This window comes from Flavobacterium sp. Leaf82 (genome assembly GCF_001422725.1).
GTDB lineage: Bacteria > Bacteroidota > Bacteroidia > Flavobacteriales > Flavobacteriaceae > Flavobacterium.
In genome coordinates, this window is sequence record NZ_LMMA01000008.1 from 16,646 (window position 1) to 36,916 (window position 20,271).

At 29.8% G+C, this 20,271-nt stretch carries 7 protein-coding genes; all 7 read right to left on the reverse strand.

Translation table 11 applies throughout. The features are described from left to right. Positions 1 to 30: 30 nt before the first annotated feature. The 7 genes from ASF10_RS07595 to ASF10_RS07625 all read right to left on the reverse strand — a co-directional run bounded on the left by ASF10_RS07595 (position 31) and on the right by ASF10_RS07625 (position 20,265). A complete protein-coding gene (locus ASF10_RS07595; RefSeq protein ID WP_082472397.1) occupies positions 31 to 1,269 on the reverse strand; it encodes a cation:proton antiporter in 1,239 nt (412 codons plus the stop codon). Positions 1,270 to 1,329: 60 nt separating this feature from the next. After that, positions 1,330 to 7,257: an HAD-IIIC family phosphatase gene (locus ASF10_RS07600; protein WP_056247325.1), complete on the reverse strand. Its 5,928-nt coding sequence runs from the start codon at positions 7,255 to 7,257 to the stop codon at positions 1,330 to 1,332. After that, the gene (locus ASF10_RS07605; RefSeq protein WP_056247328.1) at positions 7,247 to 7,966 is read right to left on the reverse strand and encodes an aspartate/glutamate racemase family protein; all 720 of its coding nucleotides are present in this window, start codon (positions 7,964 to 7,966) and stop codon (positions 7,247 to 7,249) included. The genes ASF10_RS07600 and ASF10_RS07605 overlap by 11 nt, the downstream gene beginning before the upstream one ends. A 5-nt stretch (positions 7,967 to 7,971) precedes the next feature. Next, positions 7,972 to 12,651 carry a non-ribosomal peptide synthetase gene (locus tag ASF10_RS07610; RefSeq protein WP_056247329.1) on the reverse strand — a complete coding sequence of 1,560 codons (4,680 nt, stop codon included), beginning with the start codon at positions 12,649 to 12,651 and terminating at the stop codon, positions 7,972 to 7,974. Positions 12,652 to 13,221: 570 nt separating this feature from the next. Further along, positions 13,222 to 15,162 carry an alpha/beta fold hydrolase gene (locus ASF10_RS07615; RefSeq protein ID WP_056247331.1) on the reverse strand — a complete coding sequence of 647 codons (1,941 nt, stop codon included), beginning with the start codon at positions 15,160 to 15,162 and terminating at the stop codon, positions 13,222 to 13,224. A 2-nt stretch (positions 15,163 to 15,164) separates the two neighbouring features. After that, complete coding sequence (locus ASF10_RS07620; RefSeq protein ID WP_056247416.1) at positions 15,165 to 15,827, reverse strand: 4'-phosphopantetheinyl transferase family protein; 663 nt, start codon at positions 15,825 to 15,827, stop codon at positions 15,165 to 15,167. A 13-nt stretch (positions 15,828 to 15,840) separates the two neighbouring features. Further along, positions 15,841 to 20,265 (reverse strand): non-ribosomal peptide synthetase, encoded by a 4,425-nt coding sequence (locus ASF10_RS07625; protein ID WP_056247333.1) that lies wholly within the window; start codon positions 20,263 to 20,265, stop codon positions 15,841 to 15,843. Between the last annotated feature and the right edge of the window lie 6 nt (positions 20,266 to 20,271).

The following is a 20,271-nucleotide window of genomic DNA, read 5'->3' on the forward strand; positions in this document are numbered from 1 at the left end:
TTTGTAATCACTTTTTTAATATGTATAAAATTATTTAGTCGTAATTTGTAAAGGAACTTCGTTATTTTTAGTTTCTTTCTCTGATATAAAATAAAACCAATATCCTGATATCAATGATGTTATAATTGAAGTAATAACCAGTGTGGTAAAGAATATTTCATTAATAATTCCTGCATCAAATGCAATCGTTGCCAACACTATACCGGGACCGCCCCTGGTATTCATTGCAATCGAAAAATTCATTGAGGTTTTTATATTGAACTTCAGGAAGGTCGAACAAACGTAGATACAGAAAATTTTAATGAATGAACTCATCGCTAAAAATCCAAGAAAATAGTAGAGATCAAAATTGTGTATCAGGTTAAGTTTGTAACCTACAATTCCAAAATAAAGTGGTATAAATGAGTTTAATGCAATTTTTTTTAAATGCTTTTTGAATGTCGTAAGTTTAGCTCCAAATAGATTATTTACAATTACTCCTGCCAAAAAAGCCGATAAAATTTTATTGGTATTAAAAAGATAAACAATAACCCCAATTATATAAAAACTTTGTATCAGGATTAAAAACAACAAATTCTTATTTACCACAGTCTTTCTATTTTTTAATAGTACAGATAATCGTGGCAAAACAAATAATATCCCAAATAATAATAACGGTGTTACTATTACTACCTGAATAATATTCGAATATAGAGAAGACAATCTATTTGTTAACGTTGCCAGCATAATCCATAAAATCATATCCTGAATTGTAGCTGTAGTGATAACTGTTGTCGAAAATCTGGTATGCAACAAGTTAAGATCTAAAAAAATTCGTGATATAACCGGTATCGACGTTACGGATACAGCAATTGCAAAAACAAGTTTTAGTGAAAAAAGATCTCCCTTTACACCTATAATTTGTTGAAATCCATAAAAATTTATAGCAAAGAAACCCAAAACAAAAGCTACTAAAGTACCTGCAAGTAAATAAGAAACTATAGCTCTCTCTTTACTTTTATAGGTTGTTTTTGTTTCCATTCCTGAAATAAACATTAATATGATTAATCCCAAATTATAAACAACATCAAGAGCCGGTTTTTGATTAGCTTTTAGCATGAAATGATTTTCGAAAATTTCCGGAAAAAAGATTGCTAATACAGTTGGCCCTAATAATAGCCCACCTAATATCTCACCTATAACTTGAGGAAATTTTATTAATCGTGATACTTCACGCATTAGCAATGAAGAAGCAAGTATTGAAAATAGTATAATTGTCAGTGAAAGCATTTGATTATATATTTATTGTTTATAATGATTACTACCCGGAAATTAAATCTTGAACAGCCATCAGATTATAATTTCATTTTTATTACTTGTTTTTTGTTCATTTTGTATTAATTGAGATAATTTATTTATAGAACTGTTTTTAAAGAAATCCAATATATTGATCTCAATATCATAGTTATAGTATAGTCTAGATAAGATCTGGGTTGACAATAATGAATTACCTCCCATTTCAGAAAAATCACTTTCTGTATCAATAAATTTATCTCCCAGAATATTGATATACATTTGAGTTAGGATATCTGCCCATTCCATATTTTTATTGTCATACTGCGATATAATATGCTCTTTGCAGAAATAAGAAAGATTGGAAACTTGTAATGCTCTATACACGTTTGAATGGAGCATTTTGGACTTATCATATTCTAAAATATCGATCCATTCTAAATCTTCAAGATCTGCTATTTTTTGAGAATCACTAACAACATTTGAAAAATGTTCGTTTACAGTAAAATCCAGAGTTATAGATAAATCATTATTTGATGCTTTTTTTAAATCGATACTATGATTCGTATCATTTACCAGCTTGTAATCTCCCAAATCTTTGTATCCCAGCAGCACAAAATTTTCCTTAGCTTTTGATAGATTATTTGTTAAAATTTCTATACTCCTATAAGTATTTTTTACTGCCGAAAAATCAAAATCAACATCTTCTAATAACTCAATTATACCAATATTTTGAACATATAGAAATATTACTTTTTTATTATTAAATAAAATAGCAGCTCGCGAAGATCTGATAACATCATAAGCAATATTGTTGTTGGTAAAAAATTGTAATGTTTTATCAATATTTTTTATTCTGTAACAAATATGATAAGGCAAACCACTAACCGTTTTAATTCCTTCAATAATGTCAGTATCATAACCTTGTACAAGTTCGATATCATTATAATTTTCATGTTTCCCTATTGTTAAATAACAATTTTGTAAAGGATCAAAAACTACTTCATTAAAAGTAAATCCCATAGAAGCATAATTTACTTTCGATTCTTCTATATTTTTTACTGCAACTCCTGTGTGATCAAAATAAAAATCGATAATATCTTTTTTAGGAATATCTTCTTCAAGATACACTGTGATATCGTTGTTTAGTTTTGTTTTTTCAAGACTTAATTCATAAATGTTTATATTATCTTTTTCGTAAAATGTTACATCTGCTCTTTTTGCCAAAAATTCCTGGAAATAATCATTCTTAAGCGTTTTTTCAAAATTTAAGATTACCCCTCTTTTGGTGCTTTTTTTAGCAACATTTTTGATGCATTCCAGTATGCAATTTTCAATTTCTTTCCCTAATATTCTGCAGCTTAAATTGAAACTTTCAACGATTAAATTATCATTAGTTTCATCAAAAATGACGATGCCTGTTAAACCATAATCCCCAAATCTGTCACTTACATGAATAACATAACAGTAGTTTTGGGCAATTTTATTAGAAACATCACTATTATTTTTGGCAACTTTATTTAGAACAAATTGATTCGTTCTGATTAAAAGCTGATATACTCGCTCTGTTTCTTCTTTTTTTGCCAATCTAAAGATTACCTTTAAATTAAGACCTTTAATAAATTCTTTTTTACTTGTATTAGCCGAAAATATTTTTCTCTCATGTTCTTTTTTATAAAGAATTGTTCTTTGTCTGTCTTCCTCCGATATCTGAATTTTATCAAATGCTATAACTCTGGCTAAAAACTGGCCAAACAAAACTTCTTTCTCCGGCAATAAAAGTGTTAAAACTTCCGGATTTTCAACCATCATTTGCTGACACTCCCAAGGGTTATCATCAATAAATATAAAACTGTTGACATTTAAATTTAATTCTTCTGCTATCTCAATTATATTTTCGGATTTACTGTTCCAATTAATTCTTGAAGTCAGAATATGTTCCCTTTTTAGAATCATATTCGGGTGATTATCAAGAACATTAAAAACGTCTTCTTCATTATTTTTACTAATAAGTACAACAAGAAATCCTTCTTTATATTTTTGCAGCACAAACTCCTGTAGATGTTTGTAGCCTCCTTCAATAATAATCTCATTAAGAGTAGATTCTCCACAAATTCCTTTCCATAGCGTATTATCACAATCCAGGGCTATCACCTTTAAAGGATTTGTATTTCTAAGTGTCAAAGCAGTACGCACAACCTGAAGAGATATGATATGAAAAAATTCGTCTGTAAAGGGTATATGTGCCAAATCATTTTTATAATCATCAAAAAGACTGATGTTTGGATATACATTTTTTGTATTACGAAAATCTAGTACAAAACTATTTGGTATTCTTTTTATTTCATTAATTGTCGACTCATTGTATTTTTCTATAATTGAATGAGATTTTTTATTTTCATCAGCAGGAAAAATACCTATAAGCTTAACAAGGTTTTCAGGTAGTTCTTTTAATTTGGTTAAAAAGATATTTTGAATATAAATGATATTTTCTTCGTCATAACTTTCATTTTTATTCCAATAATCTTCATATCTGTTAAAAACAATTAAATAGTCTAACTGATCTGAATTTAATGTTTCTTGTGATAGTTCGTTTATTATTTGATTATAAGCCCCAAAAGAAACTGTACTTTTAATATTAAAAGTTTCAAAAGTTTTTATAAACTGATCCTTAATCTGTTCGCTTGTAAAAGAGGAAATTATTTTTGCCTTTATTTTATCATTCGAAACAACTGGCAATGAAGTTAAAATATCAATAGATTTTCTTGGCTCTATTTTTCTTTCACGAGTTAATCGATTTTTAGCGTCCGCCATTGTAAGTCCGAAATCATCTGATACATGATTCAGTAAAAACATTAAATTTTGTGATAAAGTCTCGATTGTAGCAGCCTTAAATAAATCAGTATTATACTCAATAGTTACAAAAGCTTTGTCGTTTGCAAAATTAATATCGAACTTAATGTCTAGTTTTGATTGGTAATCATTAGTTAAAGAAACATTGTATTCTTCTATTTGTATTTCATCCACATTTTTAAGGTGGTCATCATTGTTCTCATCTTGATGAAATACAATTATTATATCAAAAATGGGATTCTTTAAATTATCATCAATTTTAATAAAGTTTTCGACCATTAAATCATAAGGGTAATTTTGATTATTATAGCAATCAATTAACCCTAGTTTTAAATCTGAAAAAAAGTTTTTTAATGACTCATTTTCTTTTAAATTAATAGTAATTGGTATGTAGTTTATAAAAGAACCAACTATATTTTCAAGATTTAAATGATTGCGGCCAGATGTTATTGTCCCAATTGTTACGCTGCTTTGATTTGTGTATAGATTTAATAATATGCCTACAGCTCCTATAAAATAATCCGTTAAACTGATGTTTACTTTTGTAGCCTCAAATTTGAGTTGATTTAGGTGATGGGCCTCGATAGTTGTTTGAAATAAAGTTCCTTTTTTGGTTGTCGTTTTAGATCGAGGAAAATCCAGAGGAAAATCCAGAGGTGCATATTGATTATCAAAAAATGATTTCCAAAATACTTCCTGCTCTGTTAACTTTGTTTCATGCCAGTATACATAATCTTTATAGCTTAGCTCTAAGGGATCTATATCATAATTTTCTTTTTGTATCAATTTCTCATAAATAGAAACGATATCCTTAAATATAATACCTTTTGACCAGCCATCATAAGCAATATGATGAATGATAATTACTAATATATCATCTGAATTGTTTTCGCTTTTCAGCAATTTAATCCGAATAGGAATCTCTGTTTCTAAATTAAATCCTATATTAATTTCCCGTTGGATATAAGCATCAATATCAGCACAATCCTCTATAACATCCATTACATTTTGCACACTATCCATGGGTTTTACATACTGATAGAGCGCTCCTTTTTCAAACTTAAATTGTGTTCTTAATACGTCGTGTTTTTCAAGCAAAACTTTAAAAGTTTCATGAAGTACATTAATATCAATTTTACCTTTTAATTTAAAATGAATAGGAACATTATATAAACTTGAATTTTCTTCTTTAAGAGAAACCAACCACATTCTTTTTTGAGAATTAGAGCACAAATAACTTTCCTGATGCGCTCTTTTTACGATGCCCTCAAAATACTGTACCTTTTCATTATCTAAAAATGCTGCAAATTGCTCAATTGTAGGATAACTGTAAATATCATTTAAGCTGCATTGGACATTAAATTCTTTGCTTATTTTATTAAGTAGTTTAAATGCTTTGATACTATGGCCACCCATAGAGAAAAAATTATCTCTGATACTTATTTTATTCCATTCCAGTATAAGTGTCCAGATAGTCAGTAATCTTTCTTCTGTGATGTTAGAAGGTGCAATTATTTCCTTTTTTTCTGAAATGTAATATTCAATATTACGTTTTAGATGATCCACATCTATTTTACCATTGGCATTGGTAGGAAAATTTTCTATTTTAATAATAAGAGGTTGCTCATAAACGCTAAGGAATTTAATACAATGTTGTTTCAAATCTTCTTCTGAGAGTATCTGAGACGAAAAGAAACAAATTAACCTGCTATCATTATTTTGCTCATAGAGAACGCATTTGACCATTTCAACTCCTTCAAAATCAAATATTGTGCTTTCTATAGAATTTATATCAACCCTTACTCCATTTATCTTTGTTTCACCATCTTCTCTTCCAATAATTATTAAATTTCTTTCATCATCATATCTTCCTAAATCACCTGTATCATAAATTATATCTTTATCTGTATTTAACGGATTTTGAATAAATTTTTTGTTGGTGTTTTCTAAATCACCAAAATATCCTTTTGAAAGAAATGGCGTTTTTATGTAAACTCTTCCTTTTTCATTGATTTTACACAACGATCCTTCTTCATTTAATATTAATATTAATGTGTTTGATATAGGATGTCCAACCGGAATGTCATCATAATTAAGCAGCTCAGCGTGTCTTTCTATTTTATAAAATGTTTTAACCAGTGTTGATTCTGTAGCACCGTATAAATTATAGAAAACAGTAGTGTTTCCAAATAATTTTCTCCATGTAACAATGTCTTTGGCATACAGTTTTTCTCCAGCAAGTAAAATATACTTTAAGTCTATTAAATTGATGCTTTCAGTATCTGAATACTCCTTTGCATTCATAATCAATCTTAATACTGTTGGTACACAATGCAGCAGGTTAATTTTTTTATGAGATAACCAATCTGCTAATATATTTGGATTTTCTCTTGTAGCCTGATCTGGAATACATAATGTGCCTGCGGTTATAAATGCTACAAAAATATCCCTAAGAGAGGCATCAAAAGAAAGAGAGGTAATTTGCGACACGCGAATAGGATCAACGATATCGAGTTCTTTTATTTCCCAATGTATAAAATGACTTAAACTAATATGACTTCCTAAAACTGCTTTTGGTTTGCCTGTAGTTCCTGATGTGAAAAATATATAATTTGAATCAGTATTTTCAATCTCTATATTTACATTTTCATCGTATGTATCCTCAGCTTTCAAAATTCTTGAATCATCACTATCCATAAAAAATTCTGAAAAACAGAACTGAGAATTAATCATTTCCAGAATTATAACTTTTGGTGAATCTGTCTCAAATAAAGAGTGGTGTTTTTTTAATTCAGATATATATTCTCTGCTTACAAAAAACACTTTCGGTTTTATTCTATCAAGCAGCACATCCCAGTGATTCTGTCCAAATTTAGTGTCAAATGGCAAATAGATATTCCCTGACTTAAAAATACCAAGCAAAGAAAATATCTGTTGCATTTTATCATTTAAAAATACCGTAATAACAGATCCTTTTTCTAATTGTAAGGAAAGCAGTAAATTAGCAATATAATTAGCCTTATTATTTAGCTCTTGATAAGAAATCGATTTTTCATCACATTCTATAGCAATTCTAGAAGGGTTATTAATTACAACGTTTTCTAATATATTTGTTAAAATTCTACCGCTCATTTTCAACTGTATTATAAATTAAATCAATAACTTCACCTACCAAAAGATCTACAACATCTATATAAGGGATGTTTATCTTTTTATTTGCCATTCCAAATTGAGTTTCCGTACAGGCCCCAATAATTAAGTCTGCACCAAGATCAATTAATTTATCTACCGCATCAGAAAACAATTCATGAGCTTCAGCAGTGGTATGAGAAGATTTAAAACCTCCATTCATGTAGACAGATTTCATGAACTTCTCTTCCTGATAATAACCGTCGAGAGTAATTATTTCAAATGGCAGGTCTTCAAATACCCTTTCAAACATCTTTGATTTTAATGTTCCGGTAGTGGCCAGTAAGCCTATTTTTTGAACTTTGGGAAAATTATTTTTTAATTGTTCTATTATCAATTCAAAAGGATTGATCAGGTTTCCGCTATAACTATCCTCAATCTGGTTTAAAAAATGATACGATGTTATGCAGGTCGATACGATATAATCTACTCTGTAATCTGAAATTAAACTCAGGGATCTTCGTAGTTCATCTATTGGTGATGGCCCAATATTTAATATCGATTTTGTTCTATCCGGAATACTGCTGTTATTATGAAAAATAAATTCCGGAAAATCCTGATCATTATCTGCACTTATCCTGGAAATAAATTTATTCAAAAATTCAAGTCCAGCCTTAGTTCCCATTCCTGATATAATACCTATTTTCTTCATTTTTATTAAAAGTCTGTATCAATTATATTATTTAAACTTTTCAAAAAATTATTGTGTTCTTTCGTCACACTTTCATCTGTTATAGAATCGATGCACGTTGCTACACTATCAGCTATCTGAATGTTTTGAATTAAAAAAATAATTTCGTTAAAAAATGATTCTATCGATTCCTTGCTAAAAATGTCAGTGTTGTAATCCAGATTGCATAACAATTCATCGCCTCTGACTAAAAAGTTAAATGACAAGTCGTATTTGTTTTGTTCGTTCTGTACAAATGGATCTGAAAATAATTGGTTTGGAGTAAACGTATACTCTGTGTCCAAATCTTCTAATAAAATGACAGATACATCAAAAAATGAGCTTCGGGAAGGGCTTGTAACATAACCTATGTCTTTTTTTAAGCTTTCTAAAGAAAAAAATGAGTTTTCAAAACTTTCAAAAATGTCATTCCTTACCTTATTGAGTAAATCCGAATACTTAAAATCATCCTCGATATTGATCTTTAAAGGAACTGTATTTACGAAACACCCAATTTGATTTTCCAGATCTGAAGATTCTCTTCCGGAAATCGGACAACCAATAATAATTTCTTTCTGTAATGAGTTCTTGTACAGAGCCAAAGAAATAATAGTAAGCAAATTAGAATATAAAGTGCTGTTTGTTTTTTCTGTAAGATTTTGAAGTTTTTTTAAAACTGATTTTTCAATTTTATTACAAATAGCAGCTCCATTATAGGTTTTAATTACGGGTCTTTTTCCTGCAAATGTTAGTTCTAATTTTGGTATAACATCCCCGGATCTAAATTTTTCTTTCCAGTAATCTTGGTGTTTTTCATGCATCTTATTTTGATACATGATTGTTACATAATCTTTAAACTGCCAGGCAAGATCGTTGGCAACTATTTCCTGTCCTTTACTTAATAATGTATAATAATGAAAAAGCTTTTTCTTTAGGATACCTAATGAAAGTCCGTCACAAATTATATGATGAATACTAAAATACAGGAAGAACTTGTTCTCGCTGATTTTAAACAATATACATTTAAATAGCGGTCCCGCAGCTAAATCAAAACGTGTATTTTTATCATCATCCAGATATTGTGTTATGAACTGGTAAGGATCATTTTTCTGGCTATAATCAATTTCTATTATTTTTGAAATTGAATTTGTTTTATTATTAAGCCACTGCTGTACTCTACCCTCTTCATCTTCCTTAAAAGTTGTTCTAAATACTTCATACTGATCCACAATAAGCTCGTAAGCTTTTTTAAAGAGTACTACATCTATATTTATTTCTTCAAAAAAAGAAAGCTGAAAAACTTTAGAATTTACATACTTATCAATCTCCCACATGCTTTTTTGTGTTGGAGTTACAGGATAATAAGGCTGGTTGGAAACTTTTTTAATTTCAAAATTATTTTCGCTTCCGTCTTGTATCAGTTTGATATGTTTGGTTATATCTGCATTTTTATATAGTTTGCTTATTGCGATGTCTGCATTAAAAACTTGTCTGTATTTATTAGACAAACTGATCAATTTTAAGCTGTTACCACCTAATTCAAAAAAATTATCATTAAGTCCAATTTGGTCAACGCTTAATACCTCTTCCCAAATATTCGCCAGCTGCTGCTCTGTTTTGTTTCTTGGCGCGCTGTATTCTTTTTTTATAACATCTTGCTCTTTTACTTCCGGCAATCCTCTGCGGAATATTTTTCCATTGGCTGTTAAGGGAATAGCATCTAATTCTACAAAAAAACCGGGAACCATGTATTCCGGAAGTTTCGTTGCTAAATAATCTCTCAACTCCGTCTTATTTATAGCATCTTTTTTGTTAGTGGTATAATACAATACCAAAACCTTATCATCATTTATTTTTTTAGCATCTGCTACTACTTGTACTATATCAATACTGTATCCTAATGAATGGGTTTCTATTTCTCCTAATTCTATTCGATATCCTCGTATTTTTACCTGAAAATCTTCTCTTCCTATAAACTCTATATTTCCATCCGGCAGCCATCTCACAATATCACCGCTGTCATACATCTTCGTGTTTTCTGCAAATGGATTATTTATAAATTTCTGCTCTGATAATTCTGGTTTATTCAAATACCCTCTGGAAAGCCCGGAACCGGATAAGAAAAGCTTTCCGCTTACACCAATAGGTACCAGTGATAAATTTTCATCCAATACATAACCTTGTGTGTTGGCAACTGCCTGACCAATTGGAAGAAATGGAGTATTTGGTTTTTCGTCTATCTTAAAAAAAGTAGACCATATTGTATTTTCAGTCGGACCATAACCATTTATAACTTCGGCAGTTTTCAAGAAAAATTCAATAAGTCTGTACGGAATAGGCTCCACACCTATCAGCAATTTTTTAATTTGGTCATAACCGCTATTGTTCAATTCAGTACCAATGATTTCTAAATGCATTGGATGAATATAGCAACTTGTAATTTTATTTTTTATAATGTATCTGGCATAATCCAACGGAGACAAAATGGTCTCGTAAGTAGGTATAAATAATTTTGATCCTGACAGGATTGCGTTAAATATTTCCAACACAGAAACATCAAAATTATAATTACATGTCAAAGCTGTGTTATGCACTTCGAAGCGTGGATTGTAAGTACAAAGAAGGTTTATGAAACTTTTATTTTCAATCATTACCCCTTTTGGCTGCCCGGTAGTTCCGGAAGTATACATTACATAAGCCAAATTTTCAGCCTTAGTTATTGATATGATATTTTCTGTCGAATAATCTTTTTTTACGGTTTCAAACATCGCTAAAAAGGCATCGTCTATCGTTAATTTAGCCTTTGTGTCGTTTGTCATGTAAGCTATCCTTTCTTCTGGAAACGCAGGATCGACAGGTACATATGCTGCTCCGGATTTTAATATACCCAAGATGGTCAATACTAATTTCTCACTTCTGCCAAGTTTTATAAGTATGAGATCTTCCGGCTCAATATTATGGTTAAGACGAAGAAAATAACCTAATTGATTTGCCTGTTCATTTAGTTCTTTATAACTAAGAGATATATCTTCAAAAACAATGGCAATGCTCTCAGGCGATTTTTTTACCTGTTCTTCAAAAAGATCAATTATGGTTTTATCTGTCGGATATTCTGCTTTATTATTATTGAACTCATACAACAGCTCGTCACGCTCGGTCTGAGTTAAAATATCAATTTTATTTACTGTAGTATCAGGAAACAATACTACCTGCTCTAAAATAGCGTTTAGATGTTTCGCTGCCTTATTGGCAAAAAAGTCATCATAAATATCACTATTATAAGTAAGATCTAATAACAGCTTTCCTTCTTCTACATAAAAATTAAATAATAAATCGAACTTACTGGTCTGATCTTTAAAGTCTACTTTTTTGAAAATCAGATTATCCAGATTTGAAATACCGCTATCTGATTTTCCCTGTAAAGAAATCATAATATCAAATAATGGATTACGGCTTAAATCTGATTGAAGATTTAAATTAAAAACCAATTCATCAAATGGGTAAGATTGATTTTTATAAGCTTCTAACAGTTGACTGCGATTGTAATTTAGTACCTCCAGAAACGTTTTGTCCGACTCGATCCTTGTTCGAAGAGCCAGCGTATTAGCATAAAATCCTATTTGATTTTCTAATTCGAAATACTCTCTGTTCGCAATCGGAGTTCCAATAGTAAAATCATTTTGCCGGGAATATTTGAATAATAAAATATCTACCAAAGATTTTATACCCATAAACAACGTTGCTTTGTTTTGGGAGCATAAATCTGAAATCTTTGATAATTTTTGCCTGTCAAATTCAAAACTTAATGTCTTTCCGTTTCCAGTTCTGTATTTGGGTCTTTTTTTATAAGAAGGAAGTTCAAGAACCGGGATTTCATCCGAGAAAACAGAAAGCCAATATTCTTTAGCTTTTATAATTTCTTCACTTGTTCCTGTTCCCTGTTGCCAGACTGCGTAATCTTTGTATTGAATTGACAGCTTTTCTAAATGATTTGCATCATTATCAGGATTACTGTAAATTTTAAAAAAATCTTGTGCCAGAATTTCAATAGACCATCCATCACTAATAATATGATGCATAGCTATTAATAGCAAATGTTTATCTTCGGCTATTTTAATAAGGGTAACTCTTAGAAGGAAATCCTTAGAAAGGTCAAATGATTTAGTTACAAACGACTCAATTTCTTTTTGATATAATTTTTCTTGAAAAATTTCTTTATAATCTATTTTAAACAATGGGATATCCTCAATATCTATAATAATTTGGACAGGATTTCCGTCGTTATCAACGCGAAAAATTGTTCTCAAAGATTCATGACGTTTCAATAAAGATTCAAAAGTTTTTTGCATCTTTTGCACTGTAATATTTCCTTGAATTTCGAATAAAACAGGAATATTATAAGCTGTATTTTCTGGATTCATCTGATCAATTAGCCACAATCTTTTTTGAGCAGAAGAAAGTGGGTAATGGTCACATACTGCCGTTTTTACAATTGATTGTACCGGAGTAAGGCTTTTTAAATAAGAAACAAGTTCAATTTTATTGTTTTTAATTTCTTCTAAAATAACTGTTGTAACAGCTCCCTTAGGAGCCTTTATATCCAAATTATCGTTATTAAGAATTAACTTTATATTGAGTTGGTTTAATTTTTCTAAAAATTGATTCATAGAATAAAATAGTTTGTGGTTCTGCACACTTTTTTTCCGGACTTTTTAAGGAAACCAAAAAAATTGAATTGATAATTATTAGGGGGATAATTTTTCAATCAACTTCATTATTATTAAGCTCAAAATCTCATCTATAATATTTCACAGCAAAATGATAAATACATACTTATTTAATCAATAACCCATTATTCATAAAAAATATATTAATAATGTGCTAACTTTATTAAGATCTTTCACAAAAATAGTATAGACTTCAATAAATAATTACGGACTTTTTACGTAAAATTTACGGCTTCTTATAACTCTGTTAACATAATCCAGAATTGGGATTAAAGACGTATTGAGATTAAAACAGAGATTATATTTCAATTAATACCTGATAAACTATAGCGATACAGTAATCTTGATGTATTAAAAATGGTTACGGAAAAGATTTCAAAGGAAGAAAGACGACTATTTTTTTGGATAGAATACATTATTTTTTGCCAGACATCTTTTCAAAATAACCTATTTAGAAAAACTATAACTTCTGGCAGTGCAGAAGTTACAGTTGAATATGATAAAATTTCTTTATGCAAAAAATCCCCAATAATAAAAATAAACACAAATAACAAACAACGAAAACAAAATTGTTCCCATAATACTTGCATTAGAAAGTGATTTAATGGTAAATGCGAAAAAAACCAGGGAGATAATCGTTAGCGCTATAAATACCCATTGTGCCATAAACAAGAAATCAAAACTGGCCGGCAATCCAAAGGCTAGTATGTAAAAATTATCCTGAACAGTTGAGTTAATTGCATAAACAAACCCAAAAATCAATAAAAGCCCTAATAATGAATTGATTATAATCAGATATCTTAGAACTTTATCGTATACGCTAATTTTTTCATTTTTAAATATCTTATAAATAAAGAATAAAAATGAGATTAAAAGTATCGCAGCAGCCAGAAATAAAGGAAGAAAAAATAATAAGTCAAATTCATTTAAGCTGTTGGCAAAATTTGAAACCCCTCCACTAACTATAACATTTGTTATAAAACGCACTTTAGCATTAGACTCAAAGTCTTTTACATCGAGCTGCTTTTTGGGATTCTTTATAAAATCAGTTAAAATTTTAGAACCAATTTTAGAAAGACTTGGACAATGACCAAAAACAGGGGCATTTACCAGAAATCCATTTTTAAATTTTTCGACAGTGCTTTTACCATTAGAATTGGGCGTAATAGGGTCAAATTCACCAGAAAACACTAAAACTTGTGCCTGTAAATCTGACAATCCTGATAAATCGTTTACAGTCTGTGATGTTTTAAGTCCCGAATTCCATTTATCACAAACAAAAAAATCTGATTTATAAAAAGATAGCCCTCCTTTTAGTTTCGGAAATTTTAAAGCATCATTATTAAATTCTGAAATTGAATTATTTGGAATTGCTTCATTACAGCTCATACAATAATAGACCCCATAATCAAGTCCCAAAGATCCTGCAAAAGAAGCTACAAGTGCACTTAAGGTATTACTGTTTCTTTTATCAAACTCCGTTATTAATAAAGGTAGGACCTCAATTAATTTTTTTCGATATAAGGATTGCTGGATTGCAATTTTAAAATCTTCGGCATTATATGTAAATTTACCTGTCGAAATTATTTTCTTCTTAACATTAACTGTAAATGGCTTTTTAGTTAGATCTTCTATTATCTTAAAATAAGTGCCTTCTAAATTTGGATATTTCTGGTTGCAGTCAGGATCATTTTTACATTGATCAAATACTTTTTTCAGACTGCTCATATAATTTGAAGTATTATGATTGTAATACTCCTTAATATCTGAAATTGAAGAATCTAAAATTAATGTTTTAATATCCAGAGGGAACAAACTTGCATAAACCTGCGCTGAATAAGTTCCATAAGAAAGTCCATAAACATTCCAGTTTGTATATTTTAGTGCTATTTTTAAAGCATTTAAATCCTTTGCTATTGAAGCGCTGTTATAAGAAGTCAGATCAATATTTTGATTTAACAGATTTTGCCTGCAAGACATTGCGGCAATTGTTTTTTGCTGTTCATCTAATGTACTGCTTTGATTTTTTGCTAATATTTCTAAAAATTTCTCTCCTAATTCAGGACAAAATTTTGGCAAACAATTCCCTGTTCCTCTTACATCTACAAACACAATATCGCTATTTTCCCTTACTGCATGTTTTACCCAGTTCCCTATGCTTTCTGTACCTCCTGCTCCTGGCCCACCTTCGATATAGAGAACCGGATTTGGATTACTATTATCTTTTGAAAGGCTTTTTAAAACCGCAACAGCAATTTTAATTTTTTTGCCTTCGGGCTTTTCCCAATTTTCAGGAACCTGTAAATAGAAATATTCTATATTTTCTTTTTTTAGATCTTCATTACCGGAAAAGAAAGTAGTTGTTTTTTCTAACTTAGAAAAGCTATTTTGAGAAAACAAACAGTTTGGCAGTAAGCATAGTAATAATAACAGTCCAAGTAAATTTTTCATTTTTATTCTTTGATTAAATTATGCGTTTTTATCATTTTTTTTGTTAAACGAATTTCATTTGTGTTTTGCCTGAGAGCGATATAACATTTATATTTTTTATCTACTTTTATTTCTTCCAAATAATAATTTTCGTTACTTATTTTAGTATTGTTATTTATTATTTCAAATGATTTTAGAGGAATAGACAATCCATGACCATGCGCTTTTATAACAGCTTCTTTCTGAGTCCAGTATTTAAAAAAAGAAGCCTTTTTATCGTCTGCTAACTGTACTTTTTGCCATTCATTTTCACTCATCTGAATTTTAAAATCATCGAATGTTATCGACGAAAGTATCTCTATATCAATTCCTATTTCTGAAGCATCGCTTATGGCGCAAATCACTATTTCTCCGGAATGAGAAATATTAAAATGAACTGTATTATCTTCAAAATAAGGTTTACTAAAAGCAGTGTGTTTTATCGTTTTATCGTAACCATTTATTTTAAAAACTTCTTTAATTCCATAGAATAATAATATCCTTCCAAGAATTGATAGCTGCGCATCCTGCCATCTTCTATATCTTCTGATTTTATCCTGATAATCATAATCAAAACGAGGCAGATAAATCCGCAATAAATCTTCATGATTTTCCTCAGACAGATAGCAATAATATATATGAATCAAACTATTAGGGATTTTAGAAATCAAAATCAAAAGAAATAGTGTTTTCTAATTCTGATTTTAATGTGATTAAATCTAGTTTTCTAAACGGATCAATGCTAATTTCTTCTAAAAGGCTGCAAAATTTTGAAGCAATAATGTCGATAGTACCCAGTTCAAACAGATCACTGTTATAATCTATAATTCCTTTTAGTTTGTTATCGTTTTCAAAACAGTTTATTACAATTGGCATCCTGCTAAATTTTTGCTCAATGGCATAAGAAGTAAGCTTGAAATCTGCAAATTCATTAATGCTTTCAAAAGAAAATTCCGGATTTTGATACACTAGCATTAAGTCAAAAACGGATCGTTTTATTTGATCAGCTGCGCCTAATCCATAATGATCAATTTTTAATAAATCTTTTTGCGTATCTTTTAAAAGATCACTAAAAGTCTGACCCGTAAAAATTTGTGTTCTTAAAATAGCTGTTTGTGCAAACATTCCAATAGGATCATTCAGCGACGGAACATTCCTTCCAGAACTTACTGTTCCGATACAAATATCCGTGTGTCTTGAATATTTATAAATCAAAACATTCAAAACAGTTACTAAAAATGTATATAAGGTTACTTGCTGTGCAAGAGCCAGTTCTTTTAAGACTAAAGTTAAATCTGGTGTTAATTCAAATGAATACTGATTTAGGGCATGCTTATTCTGCTGCTTTTCAAAATCTCTGTCAAAAGAATCTTTGATAGTATAATTATGAAGATAATTGTTCCAGAATAATTTATTTTCTGATGCTTTAGTTTCTATTTCCTTATTAAGCCATTCTGAATAGTCCTTAAACTGAAAATTAAATTCTTCTCCAGCTGTTCTCTCTGTAATATTTTCATTATAATGCGTAATAAATTCTTTTATAAAAATCTCTAATGATAATCCGTCCATAATGATATGATGAACAGAAAAGAGTATTATAAATTCTTCTTCACCAAATTGCAATAGTTTAACACGGAGCAACAGATCTTTTTCAAGATCAAATTCAGTATTAACAAATGCATCTATATGCTGCTTTATTTCCTGTTTTTTTATTTTAGAAAGTGAAATATCGAATTTTTCTTTATCAAAATCATTAATTTTCTGATAAGGAATTCCTGCAATCTCAATAAAATTAGTTCTTAAAATTTCATGCTTTTCAATTATATTGTTTATTGATTTTCGAATTTTATCTAAATTTAATGAACCTTCTATAGTGTAAGCCGCAGACATATTATATGCAATCGAATAGTTTTTTTGCTGCGACGCCAGCCATATGTTATACTGGGATGGCGTTAACGTATAAAATTCTTTTAATTCTGCTGATGGAATTGTGATAAAATTACCCGGCTTTAATGCTGACAAATATTGGGCTAATACTTCAATTGTTGGATAATCAAATATTGTCTTTAATGTAATGGTCAGAGAAAGATTTTTACTAATTAAACCTGTTAATTTCACCGCATTTAAAGAGTGTCCTCCTAAAGAAAAGAAATTACTGGTTACACTGAGTAGTGTATTAATATTTAAAACTTCTTTCCAAAACTCAGCTAATTTTTTTTCCAGTTGCGAAACAGGAGCTTTAAAATCATCTTGTTTTATATTTTTATCAATGTCTCTCTGAGTCAAAGATTTTCTGTCTATTTTTTGATTTGGCGTAAGCGGAAATTCTTCTACCGGAATCACTGCCATGGGAATCATATAGTACGGAAGATGCTTTTTTAATTCTGAAATAACATCTTCGGTATTAATTTTCTTTTTATGCTCTAAAACATAAGCAATTAGAAAAGCTTCCTGTTGATCCTGTTTTTTAGCAACTACTACAGCATCAACAATCTCTTCTATTTGGTTTAACTGAAACTCTATATCGCCCAGTTCAATTCTGTATCCTCTTATTTTAACCTGGTTATCATTTCTTCCTAAAAACTCAATTTCACCGAGTTCATTCCATTTTCCAACATCTCCTGTTTCATAAAACAATTGATTGTTAAACGGATTATGAACAAACTTTTCTGCAGTCAGTTTACTGTTTTGATAATATCCTTTTGCTAAACCATCGCCACCAATGTAAATAGCGCCAATAGAACCTATCGGCTTAGGATTTAAGAATTTATCGACAATATAAAATTGTGTATTATGTATTGGTTTGCCAATATTACCGGATTCTTTAGCATATGTTATTTTTTTCGCACTTGACCATATCGTTGTTTCTGTTGGTCCGTACATATTCCATGATTCTAAAGAATGATTCAATAACTTTTCAGCTAATGCTTCACTTAAAAGATCACCGCCACACAAAACTTTTAATTTTTTATCTCCACTCCAGCCTGCATTAAACAACATTTGATAAAAACTTGGTGTTGCTTGAATTACGGTTGGTTTTAGAGCTGCCAATTTTTCAATTATAAATTCAGGATCAGATAGCGTTTTTTGGTTCGCTACATATACAGCGGCTCCGGAAATTAACGGAACAAAAAATTCTAAAATAGAGATATCGAAAGAATAAGTGGTCACTGAAAATAACAAATCCTGCGAATTTATTCCTGGCTTATTTCGTATACTGATTAAAAAATTAAGCAGCGACTGGTGACTAATTTCAACTCCTTTGGGATTTCCTGTTGATCCGGATGTATAAATAATATAGGCTGTATCTTGTGAAGAAACTGTCTGAAGTTTATTTGAATCCGTATTTTTGATTTTATCCAGAATTGTATTCAGATCTATTACATATTTTCCTTCAATTTCATAATCCTTTTTCTTAATTATAATGTTCGCCTTACTATTAGCAACGATATAATTTAAGCGCTCCTTCGGAAAAAAAGGATCTAATGGTATATAAGATCTACCGGCTTTCATTACCCCAATTAAAACCGCGACCATAAGTGCAGAGCGATCTAAAAGAACTGCTACCGCAGATTTATCTTTTGTTCCATAATCATTAATAAGAATTTCTGCAATCTGGTTTGACAATGTATCCAGTTGTAAATACGAATAAGAATTGACATCATCAAATAAAGCCCTTTTTTCAGGAAATGTCCCGGCGTGTTCCTTAAAAAGATCCAAAAAAGTACTGTTTTTTGAATATTCGACTTTTGTCTGATTAAAATCTAAAACTAGCTTTTTTCGCTCTTCTTCCTTGAGATAGTTTAAATCTTTTATTTTTTTATCTGAGTGTATTAATACATCATCCAACAAACATTCAAAATGATTTGCAAACTGATCAATCTTTACTTCATCAAAATAATTAAGATTGTAATCAAAGTCGATTATAACATCTTCCAAATCATCAAATTCCCTTATATAGACTGCTAATGCAACACGTTCTGATTCATGACTTAACGGAATTACATTGGTAATTGTATTAATGAAATGGCTTGCATAATTTTGCTTTTCGTAAGAAAGTGTCAGATTAAAAATTCTTTCTTTTTCTCCATAAGACTGAATTTCCTGAATTAGTTTTCCTAAAGGCAGTCTTTGATGGCGATAATCTTTTTTTAGCTCATTTTTTATTTCAACAATTAAATCATGAAAAGTGGTTTCAAAATCTATAGCTATTCTTAATGGAGAAACCCCCATAAAAAGACCAACCGTCTTTTTATAGGAAGATTTACCTCTATTTAATACCGGTAAACCAATAGTCATATCATTTTTTTCATAATTTCTTGCAAAATAAGTGTACAAAACACCTAATATTAAATGAAATGATGAACACTTATAATTTAATGCTAAATCGTTGATTTTGTTATAGACCTCTCTTTTAATAATTATTTTTTTTCGACTGCTTTTGTTTATCTGAAGGCTATCATCTAATTTATCGAGTAGATTTTCCGGTAAGGTTTTAAATTTTTGTTTCCAATAATTTAAATCTTCTGTAAAAGATGATGAATTCTGATAGTTACAATCATCTTCTACAAAATCACTATAGGTAAAAGGATACAGAGTTTGAACATTTCCGGACTCAGCAATCTCATTATAATTTTGAACCAGCCTTTGAAACATCAGTGAAGTTCCCCAGCCATCTGTTATAATATGGTGATAGACAGAGAACAAATAATGAAAATCTTCCTGTACTTTTACTAATGTAAAATTATATAAGGGACTTTCATTAAATAAATCAAAAGAAGTCTTAAACTGCTTTTGCATGTAAAAGGCAGCTTCTTCAAGAGGTTTTTCAGAATGCGAAAAATCAATAAATCCCAATTTAGAAATCTGTCCTTCGGTAATTTTTACTGACACGTCCTCATCATTTTTTACGAGAACAGTTCTGTAAGCATCATGCTGATCAATTAATGCCGTAAATGCATTACTAAATATTTCATTATTTATAAAACCTCTAATCTCAATTTTTGCACCAATATTATAAATTGGCTCATTGGGATGTAGAATTTGATCAAAATAAATATCTTGTTGAGGTAATGTAAGTTTCATAAAAAC

Excerpts from the sequence above, each read along its gene's own strand:
- ASF10_RS07595 (WP_082472397.1), bottom strand. The coding sequence starts at position 1,269 with ATGCTTTCACTGACAATTATACTATTTTCAATACTTGCTTCTTCATTG.
- ASF10_RS07600 (WP_056247325.1), bottom strand. The coding sequence starts at position 7,257 with ATGAGCGGTAGAATTTTAACAAATATATTAGAAAACGTTGTAATTAAT.
- ASF10_RS07605 (WP_056247328.1), bottom strand. The coding sequence starts at position 7,966 with ATGAAGAAAATAGGTATTATATCAGGAATGGGAACTAAGGCTGGACTT.
- ASF10_RS07610 (WP_056247329.1), bottom strand. The coding sequence starts at position 12,651 with ATGAATCAATTTTTAGAAAAATTAAACCAACTCAATATAAAGTTAATT.
- ASF10_RS07615 (WP_056247331.1), bottom strand. The coding sequence starts at position 15,162 with ATGAAAAATTTACTTGGACTGTTATTATTACTATGCTTACTGCCAAAC.
- ASF10_RS07625 (WP_056247333.1), bottom strand. The coding sequence starts at position 20,265 with ATGAAACTTACATTACCTCAACAAGATATTTATTTTGATCAAATTCTA.